This window comes from Pseudoalteromonas piscicida, from assembly GCF_000238315.3.
Taxonomy (GTDB): Bacteria; Pseudomonadota; Gammaproteobacteria; order Enterobacterales; family Alteromonadaceae; genus Pseudoalteromonas; species Pseudoalteromonas piscicida.
The window spans coordinates 810,795-835,195 of sequence record NZ_CP011925.1 but is presented as its reverse complement, the minus strand read 5'-3'; the positions used below and the strand labels follow the sequence as shown (position 1 = coordinate 835,195).

Annotated in this window: 21 protein-coding genes and 1 pseudogene; 14 read left to right on the top strand and 8 right to left on the bottom strand. The window is 44.1% G+C overall.

The annotated features are described in order from the left end of the window. The first annotated feature begins 159 nt into the window (after positions 1–159). Both PPIS_RS23095 and PPIS_RS23090 read left to right on the top strand, forming a co-directional pair. Positions 160–771 (top strand): TetR/AcrR family transcriptional regulator, encoded by a 612-nt coding sequence (locus tag PPIS_RS23095; RefSeq protein ID WP_010377743.1) that lies wholly within the window; start codon positions 160–162, stop codon positions 769–771. Positions 772–891: 120 nt separating this feature from the next. Beyond that, complete coding sequence (locus tag PPIS_RS23090; RefSeq protein WP_010377741.1) at positions 892–1,602, top strand: DUF4336 domain-containing protein; 711 nt, start codon at positions 892–894, stop codon at positions 1,600–1,602. Between the two features lie 73 nt (positions 1,603–1,675). Here PPIS_RS23090 and PPIS_RS23085 read toward each other — a convergent pair whose 3' ends face one another. After that, on the bottom strand, positions 1,676–3,232 hold the full coding sequence (locus tag PPIS_RS23085) for an AbgT family transporter (RefSeq protein WP_010377739.1): 1,557 nt from the start codon (positions 3,230–3,232) through the stop codon (positions 1,676–1,678). Positions 3,233–3,418: 186 nt separating this feature from the next. On the opposite strand from PPIS_RS23085, the gene PPIS_RS23080 reads away from it, so the two are divergent. After that, on the top strand, positions 3,419–4,282 hold the full coding sequence (locus tag PPIS_RS23080; protein WP_010377738.1) for an HDOD domain-containing protein: 864 nt from the start codon (positions 3,419–3,421) through the stop codon (positions 4,280–4,282). Between the two features lie 116 nt (positions 4,283–4,398). Continuing rightward, positions 4,399–5,631, top strand: a complete 1,233-nt coding sequence (locus tag PPIS_RS23075) for an NRAMP family divalent metal transporter (protein ID WP_010377736.1) — start codon at positions 4,399–4,401, stop codon at positions 5,629–5,631. A 334-nt stretch (positions 5,632–5,965) separates the two neighbouring features. Here the strand turns inward: PPIS_RS23075 and PPIS_RS23070 are convergent, their stop codons facing one another. From PPIS_RS23070 to fadI, 6 genes are all read right to left on the bottom strand, one after another. Beyond that, positions 5,966–6,241 carry a YfcL family protein gene (locus tag PPIS_RS23070; protein ID WP_010377735.1) on the bottom strand — a complete coding sequence of 92 codons (276 nt, stop codon included), beginning with the start codon at positions 6,239–6,241 and terminating at the stop codon, positions 5,966–5,968. 13 nt (positions 6,242–6,254) lie between these two features. Next, the gene (locus tag PPIS_RS23065) at positions 6,255–7,376 is read right to left on the bottom strand and encodes an ATP-NAD kinase family protein (RefSeq protein WP_010377733.1); all 1,122 of its coding nucleotides are present in this window, start codon (positions 7,374–7,376) and stop codon (positions 6,255–6,257) included. Further along, on the bottom strand, positions 7,366–7,932 hold the full coding sequence (locus PPIS_RS23060) for an elongation factor P hydroxylase (protein ID WP_010377731.1): 567 nt from the start codon (positions 7,930–7,932) through the stop codon (positions 7,366–7,368). Before PPIS_RS23060 ends, PPIS_RS23065 begins: the two co-directional genes overlap by 11 nt. Positions 7,933–8,008: 76 nt before the next feature. Continuing rightward, a complete protein-coding gene (locus PPIS_RS23055) occupies positions 8,009–9,541 on the bottom strand; it encodes a sensor domain-containing diguanylate cyclase (RefSeq protein WP_010377729.1) in 1,533 nt (510 codons plus the stop codon). 199 nt (positions 9,542–9,740) lie between these two features. After that, complete coding sequence (fadJ, locus tag PPIS_RS23050) at positions 9,741–11,843, bottom strand: fatty acid oxidation complex subunit alpha FadJ (protein ID WP_010377726.1); 2,103 nt, start codon at positions 11,841–11,843, stop codon at positions 9,741–9,743. Then, a complete protein-coding gene (fadI, locus tag PPIS_RS23045; RefSeq protein ID WP_010377724.1) occupies positions 11,843–13,153 on the bottom strand; it encodes an acetyl-CoA C-acyltransferase FadI in 1,311 nt (436 codons plus the stop codon). The genes fadJ and fadI overlap by 1 nt, the downstream gene beginning before the upstream one ends. 268 nt (positions 13,154–13,421) lie before the next feature. Between fadI and PPIS_RS23040 the strand changes: the two genes are divergently transcribed. The 7 genes and pseudogenes from PPIS_RS23040 (at position 13,422) to PPIS_RS23015 (ending at position 20,382) form a co-directional block, all read left to right on the top strand. Beyond that, the gene (locus tag PPIS_RS23040; protein ID WP_010377722.1) at positions 13,422–14,378 is read left to right on the top strand and encodes an AAA family ATPase; all 957 of its coding nucleotides are present in this window, start codon (positions 13,422–13,424) and stop codon (positions 14,376–14,378) included. 4 nt (positions 14,379–14,382) lie between these two features. After that, positions 14,383–15,337 (top strand): annotated as a pseudogene (locus tag PPIS_RS23035) (DUF58 domain-containing protein). Further along, positions 15,338–15,769: a DUF4381 domain-containing protein gene (locus PPIS_RS23030; protein ID WP_010377718.1), complete on the top strand. Its 432-nt coding sequence runs from the start codon at positions 15,338–15,340 to the stop codon at positions 15,767–15,769. Then, complete coding sequence (locus PPIS_RS23025) at positions 15,762–16,745, top strand: vWA domain-containing protein (RefSeq protein WP_010377716.1); 984 nt, start codon at positions 15,762–15,764, stop codon at positions 16,743–16,745. Before PPIS_RS23030 ends, PPIS_RS23025 begins: the two co-directional genes overlap by 8 nt. 4 nt (positions 16,746–16,749) lie before the next feature. Next, positions 16,750–18,483, top strand: a complete 1,734-nt coding sequence (locus PPIS_RS23020; RefSeq protein ID WP_249031262.1) for a VWA domain-containing protein — start codon at positions 16,750–16,752, stop codon at positions 18,481–18,483. Positions 18,484–18,529: 46 nt separating this feature from the next. After that, on the top strand, positions 18,530–18,757 hold the full coding sequence (locus tag PPIS_RS25545; protein ID WP_249031261.1) for a hypothetical protein: 228 nt from the start codon (positions 18,530–18,532) through the stop codon (positions 18,755–18,757). Next, a complete protein-coding gene (locus PPIS_RS23015) occupies positions 18,751–20,382 on the top strand; it encodes a BatD family protein (RefSeq protein ID WP_010377715.1) in 1,632 nt (543 codons plus the stop codon). Before PPIS_RS25545 ends, PPIS_RS23015 begins: the two co-directional genes overlap by 7 nt. A gap of 194 nt (positions 20,383–20,576) precedes the next feature. Here PPIS_RS23015 and PPIS_RS23010 read toward each other — a convergent pair whose 3' ends face one another. After that, the gene (locus PPIS_RS23010; RefSeq protein ID WP_096040876.1) at positions 20,577–21,923 is read right to left on the bottom strand and encodes an IS1182 family transposase; all 1,347 of its coding nucleotides are present in this window, start codon (positions 21,921–21,923) and stop codon (positions 20,577–20,579) included. A 233-nt stretch (positions 21,924–22,156) separates the two neighbouring features. On the opposite strand from PPIS_RS23010, the gene PPIS_RS23005 reads away from it, so the two are divergent. From PPIS_RS23005 to PPIS_RS22995, 3 genes are all read left to right on the top strand, one after another. After that, on the top strand, positions 22,157–22,672 hold the full coding sequence (locus PPIS_RS23005) for a sigma-70 family RNA polymerase sigma factor (RefSeq protein ID WP_010379261.1): 516 nt from the start codon (positions 22,157–22,159) through the stop codon (positions 22,670–22,672). Beyond that, on the top strand, positions 22,672–23,391 hold the full coding sequence (locus tag PPIS_RS23000) for a DUF3379 family protein (protein ID WP_010379259.1): 720 nt from the start codon (positions 22,672–22,674) through the stop codon (positions 23,389–23,391). The genes PPIS_RS23005 and PPIS_RS23000 overlap by 1 nt, the downstream gene beginning before the upstream one ends. Positions 23,392–23,535: 144 nt before the next feature. Further along, positions 23,536–24,384, top strand: a complete 849-nt coding sequence (locus PPIS_RS22995; protein WP_010379257.1) for a Tim44 domain-containing protein — start codon at positions 23,536–23,538, stop codon at positions 24,382–24,384. Positions 24,385–24,401 lie beyond the last annotated feature (17 nt).

Sequence of the window (24,401 nt, the reverse complement as noted above, 5' to 3'; positions counted from 1 at the left end):
CAAACCATGTTCGCTTTTTCATATAACCACCAAAAGTAAACTACACAGTGTAGTTTACACATCAAGAATAGAAAGTAAACTAAGCAGTGTAATTTATTTTAGTTTTGCTAAAATGCGGAGTATCCATTTGTTGATATTCCCTTGCCTGTAATAGATAAAATGAAACAATCAGAAAGAAAGCGACTGCAAATTCTAGAGGCTGCCCAACAGTTATTTGCTCAACACGGTGCTCAAAATACCAGTATGGATCTCATCGCAAAGCACGCTGAAGTGTCTAAACGAACGATCTATAATCACTTCGAGACTAAAGAGCTGCTACTGTATAACGTACTTGAACACATGATGCTTCAGGTTGACCAAGGTGATATTTATCAATATCGACCCGATGTCTCGATTGCAAAACAACTTCAAGAAATCGCTTTACGAGAAGTCAATCTGCTCACTTCTGAATCATTTATCAAAGTGGCTCGCGTGGCATTTATCGAGTTGTTGCAAGACTCTACATTGGCTGCGCATTTCAATAACAGTAAAGTAGGTTGTATGCGTTATTTAGAAACGTTTTTAGCCGATGCTGTCGCTAACAATGCACTGTATATCGAACATCAGGCATTCGCAGCACAACAGTTCTTATATCAACTCAAGTCTTTTATCTTTTACCCACGGCTTTATGGATTTGATCTCACAAATACGGAGGAAACGGACTTTATTGTAGAGCAAAGCGTTGCGCTTTTTATGGCGAGATATGGGACTGAACAACGCGCCCAAGATTAATGATAAGGTATGCTAATACAAGGATTTAAATAAATTTCATACCAACTTGCATAAGGCTATATTTTAAACAAAAAAATTCCCTGATATAGTCATTCACGCTAACAAGAGTAAGGAAATCAGATGAGCGAATTAATTGCAATTGGTAAAAACATTTGGATCCATAACGGCCCAGCTGTCCCATTCTTTGGCATGCCATACACTACCCGAAGCACCATAGTAAAGCTTTCCTCTGGCGCATTATGGGTGCACTCTCCAGGAAAATTAACCGATGAACTACTCAGTGAATTGACTCAACTTGGGCAAGTCAACTATCTAATTTCTCCAAATAAACTTCATCACCTATTTATGGGAGATTGGCAGGAAAAGTTCCCACATGCGATTATGTTTGCTTCTCCAGGTGTCGACAAAAAACGGCCAGATCTTACTTTTCACCGCCAACTGGGCGACATGGCAGAACCCGAGTGGCAAGGAGATATTGAGCAACTCATTTTTAAAGGCAGCGCGGTGATGGAAGAAGTCGTATTCTTCCACAAAGAGAGCAGTACATTAATTTTGACAGATCTTATCGAGAACTTTCACCCTAACCACTTCTCCGGTTTTAAAAAAGTATTAGCGAAAATCACTGGGATTATTAGCCCTAACGGTAAAACGCCCATAGACTGGCGAACTTCGTTTGTGTTTGGGAAGCAGCAGGCCCGAGCCTGTTTTTCAAAGATGGCTGCTTGGCAACCTCAATATATCGTTATTGCCCATGGTGAATGCATTGAAACAGGCGCTGGAGCATTTTTAAACCGCTCATTTTCTTGGCTGGGTATCAATAAAGCCGCGTAAGGCGCTGTACAAAATAATAGAATATAAAAAGCGCTGTCATTTCAAACAGCGCTTTTTTTTACTAAACCTCAAATTACATACCAGCTGGATATGCATAACTTGCTTGTAGACCTAGTGGAATACCAAGCATCCAGTAGATCAATAAGAAGATGCTCCAACCAATCAAAAAGGCAATTGAGTAAGGCAACATCATCGCTATCAATGTACCTATTCCTGTCGACTTAACGTATTTCTGGCAATAAACCACAACCAGCGGGAAGTAAGGCATAAGCGGAGTGATTATATTTGAGCCAGAATCACCAACACGATAAGCCGCTTGTGTTAAATCAGGTGAAATGCCCAATTGCATTAACATCGGAACAAAAATCGGCCCCAGCAATGCCCACTTCGCAGAGCTTGACCCTACAAATAAGTTTACAAATGCGGTCAAGAAGATAATACCAACTACAGTAACATAGCTTGGCAGCGCCAATGCTTTTAATACTTGAGCCCCTTCAATGGCAAGCAGTGCACCCAAATTTGAATGGCTGAAGGCACTGATGAAAAGTGCACAGAAAAACGCCATAACAATGTAGTAAGACATGCTATTCATGGCTTTAGTCATGGCATCAATCATGTCCTTTGAGGTTTTAAACGTACCGACAACGAAACCGTATACCGCACCAGGGATCCAAAACAGCAGGAAGATAAGTGGTACAATTGATTGCATTAACGGCGCACTAAAATCAGTTAAAGCGCCCGACGGGCTGCGTAGTGCTGAATCTTCACCGCTTGATGCATAAACCAATAATGCAATACCTGCTAACATCACAATAGACGCCACCACAAAGCCCTTTTTTTCTTTGCTTGTGATCTCATCAAACGAAGGCAAGCTCTCTGTATCGCCGTCAATTTCTGTCGCTTTTAGCCTTGGCTCTATGATTTTATCAGTGATATACCAACCTAATAAAATAATGAATAAGCTCGATGCTGAGGTGAAAAACCAGTTGTTTAGTGGGTTAATCGCGATTTCTGGATCGATGATCTGCGCTGCACTTTGGGTAAAGCTTTGTAGCAACGGATCGATACCTGAAGGAATAAAGTTCGCGCTAAATCCGCCGCTTACGCCAGCAAATGCCGCAGCAATACCCGCAAGAGGATGTCTTCCCATCGCATAGAAAATAACACCGGCAAGCGGAATAACTAACACGTATCCAGCATCTGTCGCCGTGTGGCTTACAATTGCGATAAGAATAATAGAAGGAGTTAGTAGTGCTTGAGGCGTGCGTTTAAGCATGATTTTAAGGCCAGTATTAATATAGCCAGAATGTTCGGCAACACCCACACCTAGCATAGCAACTAGCACCACGCCTAATGGTGCAAATCCCGTGAAGGTTTTTACCATCGTTGCCATAAATCCGGCAAGCGCATTTGGGTCTAATAAATTGTGAACGACAATCGCCTGATTGGTTCTTGGATCAATAGCGCTAAATTCTACGCCTGAAAATAACCAAGATAGTAGCCAAATCAGCAACATTGCTGATAAGAAAATGATTGCAGGATCAGGAAGTTTATTCCCCACCCGCTCTATCCCGTTTAAAAAACGGGTGATCGCAGAGTTTTGCGAGTTCGCTTGTTGTGTTTCGTGCATACCATTGCCCTAAGAAAAAAATTGCTTAACCATAACTTAATATTTACATGTTAAGCAAGAAAACGTGCCTATTGACGAGACACTTTGCCGAATTAGTAGTCGACTTGGTATTTTTTTGTCTCAAGTCAGTGTTCAATAAAGAATTTACGCTATGCTTTTTATATGTCTGAAATTAAGGATTTTTAGATGATAGATCTAGACGACAAAGTGTTAGCTGACGTCAAACATGGTTTTAATTTACCACCGAAGCCCGCGCTGATAAGCGAGTTGCAAGCAGCACTTGCTGCACCGGATCCAGACCTGAACGACATCGCTTCTATCATCGCTCATGATGTCAGCACCTCAGCCGCGGTGCTAAAAATCATCAATTCCCCACTGTACGGTTTGGCAAGAACGGTAACTGATGTAAAACAGGCTGTCGTCTTTCTAGGTCTAGACTCTATTAGTAAGCTTGTGACCGGCTTTTTGCTCAAACAAACCTTTGGCCAACGTAAATGTTGTATCAGTTTGGAGCGGTTTTGGGATAACGCTTCAGACATCGCAGATAGCATTATGGTGATTGGTAATAAACTTAAATCGCGTGTTCCTATCGAAAACTTGCACTTACTAGGCTTATTTCATGACGCAGGGATTGCCGCTATGGCGGTAAATTACCCCGATTATATGGAAACGCTCATTGCCGCTAACAAAGATTATGACAAGCTGTTAATCGAGCACGAAGAAGAAAAGTACGAGACCAATCATGCTATTATCGGCTACTTCCTCGCAGCTTCCTGGAATTTGCCACAAAGTATTTGTCAGATGATTTTATGCCATCATGACCCTGAGTTTTTGGGAAACTGTAAAGACGACGAGCAGAAATTAGCTTTCGCTGCTCTAAAAATGGCTGAAAATTTTGTACATATCAATAAACGTTTTGTTGCCGCGCCTGATTGGCACTTAATGAAAGCAGATGTATTGAAGGTTTTAAATTTAGATGAAGATGATTACCAAGACATCAAAGAAGACCTAGATGAATACTTTTTAGAGCAAGATGGAGTAAGCGACTAGTTACCTCACACTCAACACCATCTTTGAAATGCGACTCAACGACAGTATTGCGGCAATTCTTAAAACTTCGTAGACTGGCAGCAAAATTAAAATAACAATGACTTAAGGAATTTACATTGCCAGCGCTGCTATCTCTTAAAGGCAAGTTTGCCATCTTTGGGCCTGGAATATTAATGGCAACTGCTGCTATCGGTGGTTCACATCTCGTTTCGTCAACTCAGGCTGGGGCACTATTTGGTGGTCAATTGATCTGGCTAATTGTTGCCGTTAATTTGCTCAAATATCCCTTTTTCAAATATGCAGTAGAGTACACAAGTCACTCTAAGCACACTGTCGTCGAAGGCTATCATGCACATTACCGCTTCGGATTTAAGGTTTTTGTGCTACTCAATATTTTCGCAGCCATTGTAAATACCGCGGGTGTGCTATTACTTACAGCAAGTCTCTTGAGCTACTCGCTGCCATTTCCAATAAATATTGAATTGTTAAGCTTTATACTTTTGGCTAGCTGCTTGGCAATCTTATTGGTTGGGCATTACAAAATACTCGATGTGACTAGCAAATGGGTAATGATAATTTTGACCATTTCCACGGTTATGGCACTTGCTATTGCAGTTAATAATGGACCGGCCCATCCAGCCCCCATTGATCCGGTTTCCCCCTACGACATCGCACTACTGGGGTTTTTAGTTGCTTTAATGGGTTGGATGCCTGCACCAATCGAGATTTCTGCCATTAATTCCTCTTGGCTAAAAACGAAGATGGCTAAACAACCGCTAACAAGTAGCCAGATCCTACTGGATTTCAAGGTGGGATATTTTGTTACGCTGGGTCTTGCGGTCGTTTTTTGTTTGCTCGGTATGCTCATGCAATATGGTCAAGATAAGCCTGTTGAACTCGCAGGTGTTGCGTTCTCACAGCAGCTCATTGATATGTATGCCAATACGATTGGCGAATGGGCCAGATGGCTAATTGCAGGCGTCGCATTTTTATGTATGTTTGGAACAACGATCACGGTGTTAGACGGCTACTCCCGAGTGCTTAGTGAATCGCTTCAGCTGTTACGCCCTAACACAACGAAAAAGAGTTACACGCTCATTCTATTGCTACAAGCAGCGCTTGGTATGGCCGTAGTGCTGTTTTTTAAAGCCGACTTAAAGAGCATGCTGATGTTTGCCATGAGCTCAGCGTTTGTCACTACTCCCATCTTTGCTTGGATGAATTTAGGATTAGTGAAAGGTGAGATCTATCGCCGTCAACCCATGTACACCAAGATTTTAACGGGACTGGGGCTGGTTTATTTAGTGGGCTTTGCACTGTTATTCATCTATTGGCGATTTTTGATGTAAGGCCAAAAGAGGCTGAGTAGCAGATGCAAATTAGACTTCTAGGGCCTGTTTATCTTTCAAGTTTGTTTTTGCAGCAGTTTGATTGGTATTTATACAAGGCAGAGCCTGCGTAGCATAGTTATTCTATGTGAGTCAGGCGATAACACAGTAGAAATGCTAATCAAGCGCTGCCCTTTGGGTTCACCTGAGTGCGCTTTGTTCATTGTTGCTCAACTTTTGCCTAGATTACTAGGCGGCAAGTCGAGCGTCGCTACCAAAACACACTAAGGAGAACAAAAATCAAACAGCAAAGGTCAACAGGCCCTAGCATCTGCTACACTCGAGCGAGGTGCATTTATTTTAGATTTTGCACCTGCTCCCAAATAGAAACTACGTGCGCTTTATCATCGTCATTTAGCTCTCCATTTCGGTATGCTTTTACCAAGCTGCTCTCAACTTTGGCATTTAACTCATCAATCGAAAGATCTGCTTCCTCTACTTGCGCATAGCCTACCGCTAAGTCAAAGTGACCGCGTAAATAGCCGCCAGCAAATAGTTCATCATCGCTCGCTCTATCAACAAGCTCATCAAAAAACTGCTGCGCTTTCTCTACATATTCTACTAAAGACATATTTATTCCTAAATTATTCTTGATGGCCTATGGCGTACATCACATGGTCATTGAATCCAGTGATCACTTTAATAAATCCAGCTAAGGACTCGTCAAGTTGTTCGTCACCGGTATCAGCAATTAAAGGACGACCATTTAAGGCCTTTAATTTCGATTTTGTGGCGATAAGGATAATATTATCTTTACCGATTTTTTTGATGAGGTTAGGGCTTAGCTGCTGATTACCGCGGCCAAAAATGTGTCCTTGCCCACCAATTAATGTGATCACTAGCTTTGTTTTGTCATCAGCAAGCGACAACAATTGCTGCGCGGTTTGATCTTGCGCGATCAGCGCTTGGTCCCTTACCACATCAACACCAAGAAGTGTATTATCAAGTCCCATCTCTTCCATCACTGCTGCAACGGTCGAACCAGATCCCATAATGTAGGTTTCGTCTTCTTCCATTTCGGCAACCACATAGGCGGCGATATCTGCCAACACCAGCTCATCGCTTTCTTTGCCACCATTTTTCACCGCTTGCACATATCTCAGCTCGGTCGGCACTTGCATTTCACCAAATCGCTTAGCGCGTACAGTCCCTTCACGAAATGCAGCTTCATCAATGTCCATCACATCGGCTTCGCCAATAGAGACGAGCTCTCCGGTAACCAAAAGTTCAACGACTCTACCTGCTGCTTTTGGCGTTATCGCGTATACGCCGCTATGAATTTTGCACCCAGCAGGGATCCCAAGTACAGGACATGAATCACCCACCGCGTGGCAAATGTTACGGGCAGTGCCATCGCCACCAGCAAACAAAATCAAATCGACACCGAGCTGTTGCATCATTTGCGCTGCGGTCTCGGTATCTTCAGGACGAGTTACCGTGCTTTGAGTTTGATAAATCACTTGGGTGTTAAAACCTAGCTCTTTTGCCGTACGCTCCCCCATCTCACCGTTAACGGTAAATATTGCGATGTTTTGTTGATGTGGAAGCAGTTGCGTTAAAGCCGTTTTTGCTCGCTGATTAGCGCGAGGCTCTGCACCTAACGCCAATGCTTGTTGAGCTGTTTCTGCACCATCGCTACCTTTTAGTGCAACGCTCCCACCAAGCCCAGCTAAAGGATTGATGATAAGTCCAAGCTTAAATTGCATCGTCAAACTCCATGCTTAGCTCTGTCGGGATATCCCAGTTAAATTGCTGCTGGCGTAACGGCCAAGGTGTATTATAAAAATTGCTTAATGCGTTGAGTAGTTGAGTCGTTCTGGTATTAAATCCACTTTCTAATAAAGCTAGCACTTGCTGATGCACTCGTTGTTGAAAGCTGAAACGGCAAGTTTGTTCACCATTGAGGTTATCAACGGAAACATTAAATGAAAAACCAGCCGCGACACTTAACACCCACTCAATCGCTTGTGGTTTCACTTCCACTTTTTCAAATTCGAGCTGCTGCGCCTTATCTCGTCCATCGGGACAATACCAGTAGCCGTAATCTTCGAGTTGCCGACGTGCTTCACCCGCAACGAGCCAATGTGCAACTTCATGCAAAGCACTGGCATAAAAGCCATGAGCAAAAATAATGCGGTGATGAGGGTATGATTCATTTGCAGGTAGATAGATAGGCTCATCGTCGCCCACTACCAGCTCCGTGTTAAGCGTGTGCAGGAATAACCCATTAAAAACAGCAATGAGGTCTTCTATTTTATGCATCAACATCCGCCACAAGTCTAAACTGGGCGCAAATTGTAAGGTTTTTAACGGCCAAAGTAAAAGATCTCGTTTTAGACTACGCCTTTTTGTCAAGAGAACTGCGTGGCGCGATATAAAGCGAAGCACGATCTCGACCTGACTTTTTCGACTCATAGAGGGCTAAATCAGCTTCTTCAAAACATCGTTTGTGATTAAAGCTTTCACCAATAAGCTCATACCCCGCGACGCCAATGCTAAATGTCAGTCCAAAGCTGGTGAAACGAGTAAATTCATGCACCAGCCGTTGTGCAAAATTAAGCGCGGCATCCGGTCTAGTCTCGGGGCAGATAATTACAAATTCATCACCGCCCCATCGTCCAATATGGTCGCTTGGTCGTGCCTGCTCTCTTAAGAATTGCCCAACTTCTTTCAATGCATTATCACCATCTTGATGTCCTGCAGTGTCATTTAATTGTTTAAAATGATCAACATCGATTACCAGTAGCGAAAGCGCTCGATGATAGCGTATGGCCCGCTGTACTTCTTCTTTCAACAGCGCTTCAATCTTTCTGCGATTCATAACCTGGGTTAAGAAATCCAGTTCAGCCCGGTTCTTCAATTCTTGTTCTTGACGTAAATCTCGGATCACCGCAATAAAAACATCATTTTTAGAGACGGACACCGTAGATAACGCGATATCCACTGGGATCTCCACACCTGATTGGTGCCTCCCTACAATTTTTAGACCATCATGCGTCACCCTACGCATGGTAGACGTGCCTTGGAACTTCTCTCTGTCCACAACATGTTTACTTATATACCGCTCTGGAATGAGGTCTTCAACTTGCATACCTAATAGCTCTTGAGGCTGATACCCAAATAAATCTGTACAGGCCTTATTGACCTCTGTAAGCCTACCGTCTTTATCACAATATAAAATGGCATCAGGAGTAGAGTTGAATAGCTTTCGCTTTTCGTTGATAAGTTTAACCACAAAAATGAGCGTAAAGATGTTTAAGCAAGCAAACAACAAGACTATTGGTAGCAGCAACAATATACCGGTGTTACTCAACTCTTGGGTTTGAGCAAGCTTTACCGATTGGTTTTGCTTTGCAAGCTCAAACTTCTCACCAATCGACTTACGCAAATAATTAAATGCAGCTTCTGCGTCCGTGTCATCTACTTTCACTAAGCGATCCACAACCTCAGAACTCAATCTTCTCGATGTGAATTTTGATTTAGCAAGCGCAAGCATTTGTGTATATTCATCAAAGGTGTGTTGAATAGCGGCTAATGCCTTTGTCTCTTGGCTGCTAAGCGCCGTACTTTGCAATTTTAGGATTGTCGCTTTGGTCGCTTCAACATCAGCTAAAGCCTGTTCGTAATAAATCTCGTCTTGGCGTAGTACATAATTTTTGAAGTGATGAATAAAGCCGTTATAACCAAAGCTACGCTCCAGTTCAGCTAGCAGTTCAGCACGTTTAATTGCAACTTCAGTTTCTGATTGCCATGACTGATGAAATGAAGAAATGGAGTGGTTTAACAAGGTGGACCAATAAAATAGGCCACCACTCACCAAAATAGTAAAAATAACTAAGCCACTGATCTGCAAAAAAATACGTTTATTCATATACTCTGCTGTCTAAATTCAGCAAATCCTAGTGTGCAGTAAAAAGAAGAAATTAGAGGCCGTCTAGGTGCTGTAGAATCCATGTCGATGATACAAAAGTTACATACCATTACAGCTATTAAGTCTAGACCAGAGAAAGAAAAAAGCCGCATTACAGCGGCTTACAGATAGGATATTTTTAAGCGAGTATTAAGCATCGTTACTCGTAATAAGCTTTGCCTTCTTCGGCCATTGCAAGTAGCGGCTCCGCAGGTGTAAATACAGGGTTGTCAGCAGCGTATGTTGATAGCTCTGAACACACCTTATTGGCGCCTTTTTTGTCCATATAGCTAAATGGACCGCCCAAGAATGGAGGGAAACCAATGCCAAAAATAGCACCAATATCACCATCTCTTGCATTACGAATAATACCTTCGTCAAGACAGCGCGCAGCCTCATTGAGCATCTGTGCAACGCAGCGGTTCGCAATTTCTTGTTTATTCAACTTAGGAGAAGGCGTGACACCGAGTAACTCATAAACTGACTCGTCCACTTGCTTGCCTTTTTTACCTTCATAGGCATAGAAACCACGACCAGATTTACGACCTAGGCGTTTGCTATCTATCATACGTGCAAAAGCATCCGGCGCCTTAAAGCGAGTACCTAATTCTTTTTCTAGAATTGGCGCAATCTTAGAGCCAATGTCTACACCGACTTCATCAAGAAGCGCAAGAGGACCAACAGGGAAACCAAACTCAACCAAAGCTTGATCGATTTTCTCTATCGGCTCACCAGCAAGCAAAAGATTTACCGCTTCGTTAACATAAGGTGCCAGAATACGGTTTACGTAAAAACCAGCTTTGTCTTTTACGACGATTGGTGTTTTCCCTTGCTTACGAGCAAAAGCCACAGTGCGCGCAATAACCTCATCACTGGTGGTCTCGTGCGGAATGATCTCCACCAGCGGCATTTTTTCTACAGGTGAGAAATAATGCAAACCAATTACGTTTTCAGGACGCGTCGCTTTTGCCGCGATTTGGCCGATTGGTAATGATGACGTATTACTTGCAAATATCGTACTCTCACTACATTCGCGTTCAATATCCGCCACCATCGACTGTTTAAGGTCTAAGTCTTCAAATACGGCTTCAATCACCATGTCTGTGTGTTTAAAACCAGAGTAATCTGTTGTCCCCGTGATCATATTCAAAGTTGACTGCATCTCTGCCTTTGAAATAATACGACGCTTTTGGCGTTGAGTTAGGATCTTATAGCTGTAATTTAATGCGTTGCTAATGCCCTGATGCGCAACATCTTTAATACGTACCGGAGTGCCTGCTTTAACCGCACTAACATGGGTAATACCTGCGCCCATTAAGCCACCACCTAGCACTGCAACACGCTTCACAGGAGCAAGATCTTCACCTTGGAAATCCTTTTTCATTTCCGTTGTCGCAAAGAAAATCCCACGTAGCGAGCGCGATACTTCAGACATCACTAAATCAGCAAAACCCTCGGCTTCGGTTTTATAACCTTTAAGCTTGTCTAGCTCTACAGATGCACGTACCGCTTTGATGATAGCGAGCGGCGCGGGATAGTGACCACCTGTTTTCTTCTCAACATTTTCTTGCGCTTTTTTGAAAATGATATTGCGTCCGAACGGGTTAGACTCTAGCAATTGGCTAATTTTGTCTAAATTCGGTTTGCGAGGCTTAGGCTTACCTTTTCTAGCAAGCTTCACCGCTACGTCGAGTAAAATACTGTGCGGTACGGAATCGTCAACTAGGCCCGCTTTTTTCGCTTGCTTAGGTCGAACTTGTTTACCAGTTAGCATCCATTCAAGTGCTTTTTGAATACCAACTAATTTCGGTAGACGCTGTGTACCGCCACCACCTGGCAATAGACCAAGCTGTACTTCTGGAAGACCCAGTTTCGTCTTGCTGTCTTCAGTACACACACGGTAATCACAAGCCAGCGCAAACTCCAAGCCGCCACCCAGCGCTACACCGTGGATCGCGGCAACGGTCGGGAATGGTAAATCAGCCAATTTAAAGAAGGTTTTATGACACATTTCCGAAATCGCTAACGCATCTTCGCGGGTTTTAGCGCTATCCAGCATTTTAATGTCTGCACCAGCGATAAAGTTATCGTCTTTACCACTGATAAAAACCATACCTGTTACGTCGTCTTGCTTACTCTTTGCGATGATCTCTAATAATTCATCAGCAAATGTATCACGTAGGGTGTTCATCTTTTCGCCCGGTACGTCGATGGTGACGATGGCGACTTTATGGTCGTTTAATTCATAAGAAAATACTGACATTATGCGCTCTCCAATACGAATGCTGCTCCAAGACCACCTGCAGCGCAGGCAGTTGTCAATGCAAGACCACCGCCGCGGCGCTTAAGCTCATGTAGGCTTTGCGTGATCAAGCGTGCGCCGGTTGCTGCGAATGGGTGACCATATGCAAGTGAGCCACCAAGCACGTTAAACTTATCCATGTCGATTTCGCCAATTGCTTTACTGCGACCAAGTTTTTCTTGCGCGAATTTGTCTGAGCCAAACATTTTCATATTGGACAGCGCTTGCGCTGCGAAAGCTTCATGCATTTCTATCAGGTCAAGATCAGCAAGTGTAATACCCGCTCGGTCAAGTGCTATAGGTGTTGAATGTGCAGGACCCATCAACATATCTTCGTGTACGCCGATTGCAGAGAAGGCAAAACTACGCACATAACCTAAGATATCGTAGCCAAGCGCTTTGGCTTTGCTTTCGCTCATCATTAATACTGCCGCTGCACCATCGGTCAGTGGCGTTGCATTTGCTGCTGTTACTGAGCCGTGCTGTCTGTCAAATACAGGCTTTAACTTGGCGTAGCTTTCCAATGAGGAGTTTTCACGGATGTTATTATCTTTATCAATAAAGCTTTTGTATGGCTCAACATGGGCAGCCATCACTTCATTGTTTAATAAGCCTTCCGACCATGCTTTTGCAGCTAAGGTATGTGAGCGGTGCGCCATCGCATCTTGATCTGCACGGCTGATCCCGTGAGTCTTAGCCATTTGCTCAGCGGTTTGCCCCATTGATAAGCCAGTCGAATATTCCGCAACTGCAGGTGGCACTGGCAGTAAGTCTTTGAGTCTTAGCTTTGAGAAAATCTGTAAACGCTGCTTAAGCGTACGTGCTTTGTTCAAGTCAACAAGGCTACCTGCAAGCTTTTTGCTCACGCCAATCGGTAACACTGATGAAGAATCCGCACCACCAGCAACACCGACACTCACTTGGCCTGAAATAATACTCTCTGCAACGTTAGCAATCGCTTGGAAACTGGTTGCGCATGCACGTGATACAGAGTAAGCGTCAACCGAAACTGGCATGCCAGTGCCAAGCACGATTTCACGCGCAATGTTTGGTGCTTCCGGCATTTGTACAACTTGGCCGAATACCAGTTGGTCGATTTCTTTACGATCGAAGTTCAAACGCTCAAGCATTTCGTTGACGACGATTTTGCCTAAATCTAGGGCTGGAACGTGGTGAAAAGCGGTAGCTTGCTTTGCGAATGGCGTACGCAGGCCGCTCACGATAGCGATTCGGTCGCCTTTTGATGTTTTTAGTATGTTTTGTTCAGACATGAATTTTACTCTCCCGCTGACAGGTCTGACCTGTTAATTTCCTCCGATTCTAAACAACCAAATCGAAGTTGCCAATAGCAAAGCACGAAATGGCTGCTTTTTAAACCGTGAAAACCAACTTTAGATGCTTTTTCAAGCAATCTCAAAGTATTTGAAATTGTTATTTAAAATTTATGAACTTTTCTAAAATTATGAGTCTAATCAACTTGATTATTCATTCAGCGTCCATATAACTATTTTTATTTTTGTCGGCTTAAAAGGCAGTCTCATGGCAGTAAACGAGTTTTCTCAACTAAAAGAATATTTAGATACCCAAATTTTAGGACAAAGTGCACTGACCGAATCCTTGCTTATCGCACTTTTAGCAGATGGACACTTATTGGTTGAAGGCCCTCCAGGTCTTGCTAAGACCCGTGCGGTAAATGCACTAGCTAAAGGTATTGAAGGCAGTTTCCAACGCGTCCAGTTTACCCCTGACTTATTACCTTCTGATGTGACTGGAACAGATATCTATCGCCAACAAACCAACGAATTTGTGTTTGAGAAAGGGCCGCTTTTTCATCATTTGATTTTGGCCGACGAAATCAACCGAGCGCCAGCCAAAGTGCAATCAGCGCTACTAGAAGCAATGGCTGAGCGCCAAATAACCGTTGGCAAAACAACGTATCCATTGCCTGAGCTATTTATGGTAATGGCGACACAAAACCCGCTTGAGCAAGAAGGTACATATCCGTTACCTGAAGCGCAACTCGACCGCTTTTTACTCCATCTGAATATCGATTATCCGGATGCAGAAACCGAGGTTGATATTTTGCGCCTCACTCGTGGCGAGGCGTTAGAGGAGTACCAAGCAACCTTCACACCGATTAGTCAAGCAACCCTATTTGAGGCCCGTAAAACCGTACTAAGCATGCATCTTGCTGAGCCACTAGAGCAATATCTTGTGCAATTGATTATTGCGACCAGACAGCCACAACGCTTTGATGCAACGCTTGCAAGCTGGATTGATTATGGCGCGAGTCCTCGAGCTACAATTGCGCTTGATAAATGTTCTCGTGCTCATGCGTGGCTACAAGGCAGAGACTTTGTCACACCAGAAGATATTCAAGCTGTGGTGCATAACGTGCTACGCCACCGTATCGTGCTGAGTTATGAAGCACAGGCGGATGGGATCACCAAAGATCAGGTGATCAGTAAGATTTTAGAATTGGTTGCTGTTCCATAATACTATGAACGACATCAAGCAGTTTAATTCAGCCAGCTGGTTTAATGAAAGCCACAGTAATGGTGTCGAACTCGGCCTGAAAGAGCTACTTTTTTTATAAGTCCAAAGCGCATTTACTTTCGCTCAAACCGAGAGGAAAAGTGAAAAGTGCTCAATCAGGACAATACCTTGCACCGCATAAAGGTCGGGGTATGGAGTTCGCTGAAGTCAGACAATACCAATATGGTGATGATATTCGTGCGATTGACTGGCGCGTTACCGCGCGTACCGGTGAAGCACACACGAAACTCTTTCAAGAAGAGAAAGAACGTCCCGTTTTTGTATTTTGTGACTTTTCCTCAAGCATGCTATTTGGTTCAAAGCTGTTACTCAAGTCGGTGCTTGCGGCGCACTTAGGCATTTTGGTGTCTTGGGCTGCATGCCAACGCGGCGACCGTGTTGGTGGTGTGGTATTTAATGACAGCAATCACCACGAGCTAAAACCGATTGCTCGCGACCGTGGAGTGCTTGCGCTAGCTCATCAGTTTTGTGCCCTACACGAACAAGCATTAATTCAAAAAGAGACCCAACCCTCGGGGGATCGTTTCAATGAGAATTTAAAACGACTTGTGCATCTAGCCAAACCCGGCAGCCTGATTTATCTCCTTTCTGACTTTACGGAGTTGAATGATGAAAGCTTTAAATTGCTAGAGCGTGCCACTCGCCATAACGAAGTAATTGGTTGTATGATAAGCGATCCTTTTGAGCATTATCTGCCTGAATACAGTCAAGCGATTGAGGTCTCAGCGGGTGAGCAAAACTGGACATTGCCCTTGATGGACCAGCAATTTAGAGACAAATTCTCGCAAAATGCGTCTGACTTTTTCAATCGAAGATTAGCGCTACTTAAGCGCTCTGGTATGTCGTTACAAAAGTACGATGCGTCATTACCAATCGAATTACAAATCATGAGGGGTTAAATGCAAGTCAATCCACTCGACCAGCTTAATGACGTGGTCATCCCTCAAAGCGTAAGCTGGTGGCCACTTTCTTATCCAATGTGGGGAGCCATTTGTGTTCTACTCACAATATTTGGGGTTATGTGTTGGCTATTGTATCGTCGCCAGCAATTTTTAAAGGCAAAAAAGGAAGCCGTAAAACTGAGTCATTTGCAGGATAATGCCCAAGCATTACACATCATACTCAAACGTTTAGTAAAACATTATTATGGTGATACCGCTGCGAGTAGATCGGGCCAAGAATGGTTAACGCTGCAAGCAAGACTCACACGCGTTGAACTCACTCAGCAAGAGCTCGACTCGTTATATGCGCCGACTCAAGACCCCGCACTCAGCGATAAACTATGTCGTGCGATTAATACCTTCAAAGTGAAGGAGCGTCTCGATGTTTGAGTTTAGTTGGCCCCTTGCTTTTCTATTGTTACCTCTGCCTTGGCTAATTGCGAAGTTTAAACCGAGTATCGCGCAGACCAACATCAATATTCGTATGCCAAGTGCCGCAAAGTTACAACTCGCGAGCACAACTCAACTCAATAAGCGCGCAAAAGTAAGCCTAGTGGAAACACTCATCTGGCTGTTACTGGTAACAGCAGCGGCGAACCCAACTTGGCTTGACGACCCAATCGTTGTGCCAAATGAGGGACGCGATATTATGCTTGCTGTTGACTTGTCGGCTTCAATGACAGAGCAAGATATGGAATACCAAGGTCGCTTAGTGGACAGATTGTCTGTCGTCAAAGCCGTTGTTAGCGACTTTATCGAAGCGCGCCAAGGAGATCGTCTGGGACTTATTCTTTTTGGTGACACCGCGTTTTTGCAAACGCCACTCACCCGAGATTTAGCGACGGTTAGCCAAATGCTTAGTGAGGCACAAATTGGTTTAGTTGGACGCGCCACAGCGATTGGCGATGCTATTGGTTTGTCGGTAAAGCGTTTTGGTGAACGTGAACAAAGTAACAAAATCTTGATTTTGCTGACCGATGGTCAAAACACCGCGGGCAACCTTCAACCTGAAGAAGCACTGATCTTAGCCCGAGAAGAGGGCATAAAGATTTATACTGTTGGTGTTGGCTCTGATGGTAGACGCGGTTTTGGTTTATTTGGTTTTAATTCTATGGCTGGTAGTAGTATCGACGAGAAAACGTTGCAACATATCGCCAAAGAAACTGGTGGGCAATATTTTCGCGCAAAAGATGTGGAAGGCCTACAACAGATCTACGCTATGCTCGATGAGCTAGAGCCGATAAGTGATGAAACACAGACTTTCCGTCCTAAGATTTCACTGTTTTATATTCCTCTCCTCGCGATACTCGGCTTGCTTTTTGTGGCTCAGCTCAGTGTTGTACTAAGAACAAAATTAAGAGGGTAAATATATGATGGAATTTGAATTTATTCGCCCATATCTGCTTTGGTTGCTTATTCCTTGGGTGATATACAGTGCATTGCAATGGTCTAAAAAGTTCAATCAAAAATCAGCGCAACTTATCGCACCGCACCTGATGAAGGTGGTGATGGGAGCCGATGGTCAAAAACACCAAAAACAAAGTAACTCTTGGCTTGGTATTGTGTTCTTTTTGTTGGCCATTATTGCGGTTGCAGGGCCAAGTATCGAAAAACAAGAAGTACCGGTTTTTAAAACTCAGGCACCTAGAGTGTTAGTGCTGGATATGTCTTATTCTATGTACTCAACCGATCTCGCGCCAAACCGTTTAACACAAGCGAGATTTAAGACTTTAGACATGCTCAAGCTCTTTAAAGAAGGCGAAACGGGTTTAGTTGCCTATGCAGGCGATGCTTTTACCGTGTCACCACTCACAACGGATGTCACCACTCTTGAGAATTTGATCCCGAGCCTTCGTCCAGAGATCATGCCCTCAAAAGGCTCTAACGTATATGCAGGCATCGAAGAAGCCGTTAGCTTGTTAACAGGTGCAAGTGCAACCTATGGTGACATTATTTTGGTAACCGATGGACTTGAACAAGAAGACGCAGAAGATGTACAAAAGCTTCTTTCTGACAGCCCATTTAAGCTGAGTATCTATGCCTTAGGTACGGCGCAAGGCGCACCAATCAAATTACCTGAAGGCGGCTTTTTAAAAGACCAATATGGTCAGATAGTCGTGCCAAAGTTATTCCCGACTCGACTTGAAAAACTGGCTAGAGTAAAAGGTGGAAAATTTGCCAGCTATACTGCTGACAGCAGTGACATAGAGACATTTAAACCTAATTTGGGTGCAAATACATCGGTGCTTAAACGCGACCAAGAAAGTGCTAAGTGGCGAGTAGATGCGGGAATGTATCTGCTGATTGTACTTATCCCACTTGCACTGCTATTGGTTCGAAATCACGCAGTTATGCTCAGTGCTTTGGTTGTTTTTGCGATGTTGCCGCAGCAAAAAGCACTGGCGAATGAATGGACACAGTGGTTTAAAAATAGCGACCAAAACGCGCTGCAGGCCTACCAAAATGAAGCGTTCGATGAAGCAGCGCTTGCCGATAATCCGGTACTAAGAGGTGCAGCCCTTTATAAAGCCGGAGATTACGAAGGAGCGGTAAAAACACTCGAACAAACAAGCTCAGCAGAAGGCCAATACAATTTAGGCAATGCGCTAGCACTGCTTGGTAAGTTAGACGACGCAATTTCTGCCTACGAAAAAGCCTTGTCCTTAGATCCTGAGTTTACGCAAGCGAAGGATAATAAAGCGTTAGTCGAAGCGTTAAAGGATCAGCAAGAGCAGCAAGACCAACAAGGTCAGCAAGACCAACAAGGTCAGCAAGACCAACAAGGTCAGCAAGACCAACAAGGTCAGCAAGACCAACAAGGTCAGCAAGACCACAAGGTCAGCACAGCAGGACCAACAAGGTCAGCAAGACCAACAAGGTCAGCAGGACCAACAAGGTCAGCAGGACCAACAAGGTCAGCAAGACCAACAAGGTCAGCAAGACCAACAAGGTCAGCAGGACCAGCAAGGTCAGCAGGACCAACAAGGTCAGCAAGACCAACAAGGTCAGCAAGACCAACAGAATCCACAAGCAGGAAGTGGGTCAAAACAAAACAACAACGAGCCAGAGCTAGATGCTGCCCGCCAAGACCAGCAAGCAGCTGACGAACAAACTCAAGAGCAAAAACAACAGCAAGCACAAGCCGCACCTATGCCCGATCCCGAGCAATCACCGCAGGATGAAGAAAAGGCACAGGCAGCAATGATGCAAGATAGTCGGCCACTTACCCCCGAAGAAATTGAGAAAGCGCAACAGCTTAATCAACTGCTTAGAAAAGTGCCTGATGATCCGGCCATATTATTGAGAAATAAAATGCAACTAGAAGCACAACAACGCAAACAAAGACGTCTACCAAGAGGAGCTGAAAAATCATGGTAAAACGCATTCTATTTTTTCTGTCTTTGTTGATATTAAGCCAAACATCGTTGGCTTTGGATAATCTCACAGCCAGCGTAGACAAAAACCCGGTGCTCGCAGGTGAATATTTCACGTTGTCGATTATCGCTGAGGGCAAAGTCAAAGGCACCATTCCTGATGTTTCTGTGCTTAGTAACGACTTTATCACCAGCCCGGTGAATACCAGCTCAAGAACCAGTATCATTAATGGTAGCGTTTCAAGCTCCACTACCTGGCAAATGCAGCTCGTTGCTCGCACGCCGGGTACTTACACCATTCCTGCGTTAGAAGTAGATGGTGAAACGACCCAGCCGATTGCAATCAAAGTTGTCGCTCGTGATGATGAGCAGCAAAGTGAAGATATATTCGTAAAAACCGAACTCAAGACAAAAAATCTCTATGTTCAACAGGCTGCACTTTATACCGTTAAGCTCTATGTAGGAAAAGAACTACTAGATGGCCAACTAAGTGCCCCAATCTCAGATGGTGCTAATTTCACACAATTGGGCAAAGCCAATGAAGAATACGAAGTTATTGACGGTCGACGCTACATGGTGCTCACTCGCGAATATATGATCCAACCACAAAAAAGTGGTGACTTCAGCATAGAGCCGCCGATCTTCAACGGCCAGATCAGAGATGGCTATCGTAGAATGGCGACTTCTGCGGTTGGCAATACCATTGACTTTTCAGTATCTCCAATCCCAGCTAACGCTGCTGATAACTGGCTACCCAGTGAATATTTGAATTTTTCTGAAGAATGGCAGCCCAAAGATACCGAGTTTATGGTTGGGACGCCCATCACGCGAACACTAACACTCACTGCAGTTGGTGTTACTAAAGAGCAGCTTCCTGACATTCAGCTTGAAGACGTTAATGGCTTTAGAATCTATCCAGACGCATCAGAGCGTAAGCAAATTACCCGAGATGGTAAAGTCATCTCACAGTTAACCATTTCATTTGCTTACCTACCGCAACTTGCCGGAGATTTTACTCTGCCCGAAGTAAAACTACCTTGGTTTAACACCATCACTAAACGTGAAGAGTTTGCGACATTACCAAGTAAGTCTGTCGGCGTGATTCATGACCCAAATCAGCCAGCCTTACCACAGACCGCTCCAATCCCGCAGCCGCTTTCAAGTCCAAGCGTAAATCCATCAACGGCTACGCAAACCAACGTGATCACAGAGCAAGTTATCCCGCAATGGATGTGGGGACTCGCCGCTTTTGGATACGCATTATGGTTAATAACATTACTAATATGGCGTCTAAGAGCAAAACCGGCCACAAACTCAGTAGTAAATACGGTCACTAATGAAAATCCAGCTCCTTTTATTTCGTTTGCAGAAGCGGTTAAGCAAGATAACCCAGCGGGCTTTTATCAAGCGCTACTGCGCTACACCAAACAACAAAATATCACCATGACACAATGGCTCGCACTTCAACCCAGCTCATTGCGAGCACAAGTACAAACACTGCAAAGCTCGTTGTATGGGGGCAATAGTGCAAAAGTAGACTTGTCTCAACTATATGGTGAAATTAAAACCAGTGTAAAAAGCACAGTTCACGCAAATAAAAGCCAAAATTTAGGCAATCTATATCAATAAGCGCCTCAGGGCGCTTCAGATTGATGATAAACCCCGCTTTTTTAAGCGGGGTTTATTTTTCCCAGTTGTTGGAGCAGTTTTCTCTGCCGTAAGTTTCAGCGTTGGTTTTTTGTGTTGGCTAGGCTAATTATTGTGATTTGGTGTGTCCAAGATCGTTTTGAGGGCTTTTAGGGGGGAGTTTTCGAGGTTTTTTGCTAGTGTGCAGCCATGAGCGCCATTTTCTTCATATTTTGACATGCCGCTGCTAACAAGCACTGCGCGGTCACTTTTGACAGACCTCTATATCTGCAGTAGCGATGTCCATGATGTTGTTTCGCATCAGCGAAGCTTCTTTCCACCGTTTCGGCTCGTCGTCGATAGAGCTTTTTACCCCAGTCGCTCAGCCTAATCGCATTGGCGTTTTCTACGCTCGATTGCCAAACATGCCGCGTTATAACTTTGGTTTGATTTTTACTGGCTGTACATTGATTTCTGACTGGACAGCGTCCACATTTGCTCGGGTCGGAATGATAGTGACGATAGCCTGTTCGGCTTGTTGTTTTGTAGATTAGAGTTTCACCTTGCGGGCACAGGTAAGTATCTGTATCGGCTTGATATTGATACTCACGTTTGGCGAAGTAGCCTTTCTTTTTATTTGGTCTTCGATACCCCAGCACGCCAACTAATTGCCTTTCTTCCAGATTGTGGCATACCGCGGCGGTAAAATAGCCTGCATCTAGCCCAACCGCGATAGGGTTGAGTGCAAAGGTATCGAGCGCTCTGTCGAGTCGACTGATAATAGGTTGTGAGTCATGGACATTGCCTGCGGTGGCGTGTGTATCAACAATAATGCCGTGTTTACCATCCACAATTCGATGGTCTAGATAGAAGAACCCTTTTGGCTTTTCATCCCGTACCATAAACCCGCTATCTGGGTCGGTGCGGCTGACTTTGGTTGGTTTTGTGCAAGTTGTTTCTTCCTTACACTTCAGGGGCTTTTTTCCTTCATCCTCCCGGTCTTGCAGTACTGCTTCGTTCAATTGCTCTACATACACTGAAGGACTGACTTTTAAGTCTTCTATGTCATAGCGCTTTTTATTGGCATTGGCTTTGAGGTGTGTACTGTCAGCAAATAAGCTATAGCCACCTATGAGTTTTTGTTTCATCGCTTGGCGGACAATGTTATCGAAGATGGATTGATAAATATTGCTGTCTTTAAAGCGCTTTATGCGGTTTTGGCTTAGCGTCGAGTGGTGGATGACATCTTCAGTTAGTCCCATACCTAAAAACCAACGATATGCGACATTGACTTGGATTTCCTTAATCAAGCGACGCTCGCTTTGAATGCCAAACAGGTATCCAAGAAATAAAATCTTGAACATTCGCACTGGGTCAACCGCTGGGCGACCATTGTTTTTACAGTAGAGATGGGCGACTTCATCGCGGATGAATTCGAAATCAATCGCAAGGTCAATCAGGCGAACTAAATGGTCTTTTGGAACCAATTGGTCGATAGCGACCATTTCTAGTTCATATTGCTGAGGGGTTTTGTCTTTAAGCATGGTGAACTCCCTAAACTCACTACGCTTATTAGATCAAAGGGCTAGATCTGTGTCCAGCCCTTTTTCAACAGTCTGAAGCGCCTCAGGGCGCTTTTTTATTGCAAGACGAACTTGATTTGTTAGTAAATAATTAACAGATCAATTATGCTTGGTGTCAGATACACTCCCAAAATCAACTAAAATAAAATGAGTTTTTGTTGAAATAAACCAGCAAAAAGATAGGTCTCATAGATATGGCCAGTAAACAACATCACTACGAGTCACTGGTTCGGATGTACCATAAAGAGCTATATAAGTTCGCTTATTGGTTGTCTGGCGATCCGACAATAGCAGAAGACTTAGTACAAGAAACTTTTTTGCGGGCTTGGCGCGCACTCGATTCATTGCAAGATGAAAATGCAGCAAAGCCTTGGTTATTAACTATTTTAAGACGAGAGAATGCACGTCGTTTTGAGCGCAAGCAATTTGACTATGCGGAGGTTGAACAAGATACGCTGGTCGACGATACCAGTTCGGCTTTGGACGATACAATGGAGCAAACCGTTGTGCAACGACAAATAGCCAACTTAGCACCAGAATATCGTGAACCACTGCTACTGCAAGTGGTGATGGGATGCTCTGGGGATGAAATCGCCGATATACTTGAGCTGAATAAAAACACGGTGATGACAAGGTTATACCGTGCTCGCAACCAGCTAAAAGACGCTTTAACGACTGAATATAAACCAATAAAGGGGGCATCAAACTGATGGATGAACTCGAATTTCGACGCCGCCTAGTTGCTGATCCTCATGATGAAGAGGTCAAGAAACAGGCCGAACAGCAACCGGAGTTGCAAGCACTGGTCGAAGAAATGCAAGCTTTCGACGATTTCTTGGGAAAATCACTCGATATTGATGTGCCTGAGGGGTTGGCTGATAAGATAATTGCAAAGCAAAAGGAGCTTGAAACGGAAGAACACAAAGTAGTGAAAATGTCTTGGTTTAGACGCGCTACTGCACCATTTGCGATTGCCGCCAGTGTATTTTTTGCCGCCGTGGTCTTTTACTTTGGTGGTTTTGGACACCCTGTCGATACCGGTGAACATGCGCTTGCTCATGTGTATTACGAAGAAAATGCACTGCAAAAGCAAGAAACAGTGTCACTGCAAACCGTGAACGAGAAGCTCGCGATGTTTGGGGGTAAGTTCGACAACTTACCGGGTAAAGTGGTTTACGCGACATTTTGTAATTTTAAAGGCCAAAAAAGCCTTCACCTGGTTATGCAATCCGAGTTTGGTCCACTCACGGTTTTTGTCGTGCCAGCTGGTCAACAAAGTACGATTGACGGCAAAGATAGTTTTGGTGATAGCCGCTTTGAAGGCTTGATTGCTCATGATGGTAAAGCCAACACCATACTGGTGGCAAACCGAGGTACGCCGATTGAAACCTTCCAATCAGAAGTGACAAGCTCACTACGCTGGTTATAACGCCACCGCCCCACTCTTTGGGGCGGTGTCTCAATATCCTTACTAAACCTCTCAAAATACAAATTTAATTGAGGTACATACCTATTTAAATAGCCATGTTAGTTCTTTACAATGGCGGCAGTTATTTTGGTATATAGGAACTTTATGAAACATTTCATTGTGTTACTTTCCCTTGTTTCTTTTTTATTTACAGCCAGTTTTAATGCTGAAGCAAGAAAGAAGTTTGGTAGTAAGAGCTCAGGAAAAACCCAGCAAACACAAACAACCCAACAAAAGCAGCAAACTGATACACAAGCATTAAATGCAAAATCGACTACGACACCTAAGTCGAGTAAAAAAGGCATTATGGCCGGTGTACTTGGCGGATTACTAGCCGGTGGTCTAATTGCCGCAATGCTTGGCGATGATTTTGAAGGATTTCAATTCCTTGAAATGATTTTGCTTGCCGCTGCTGCCTTTTTAATCTTCAAATTGGTTAAAGGCATGCTTGCAAAAAAACAGCAGCCAAGTTATGCCGGTGCGCCGCACATGGGTGGCTACAACAATACGCCACCACCACAACAATTTCAAAACCAAGGACCAATTGGCGGTGGTTTTGGCACAAGTAGCGTGCCTATGAATCTGCCTAGAGATTTTGATATCAACGGCTTTTTACAAGGCGCAAGGCAGCATTATCAAACCATTCAAACCGCTTGGAATAACAACGACTTTTCGACGGTTTCTGAATACTTGAGTCCAGAGTTGGTTGAAGAGTTCAAACGTGAGCGAGAGCAGCAAGGCGACGTTAACACTGAAGTGATGTTTGTTGATGCTGAGTTAGTCCGTGCAGATACACGCCCTGACGTTTGGGAAGTTAGCATTAAGTTTAGTGGCAAATATCGTGACCTCGGCGACATGCAAGAAGAACCTATCCACGAAATATGGCACTTAGAGCGTAAAACGACGGGGGATGCACCCTGGTTAATCGTTGGTGTTGAAGAGCTAGCGGCCTAATTCATCAACTTTAGTAA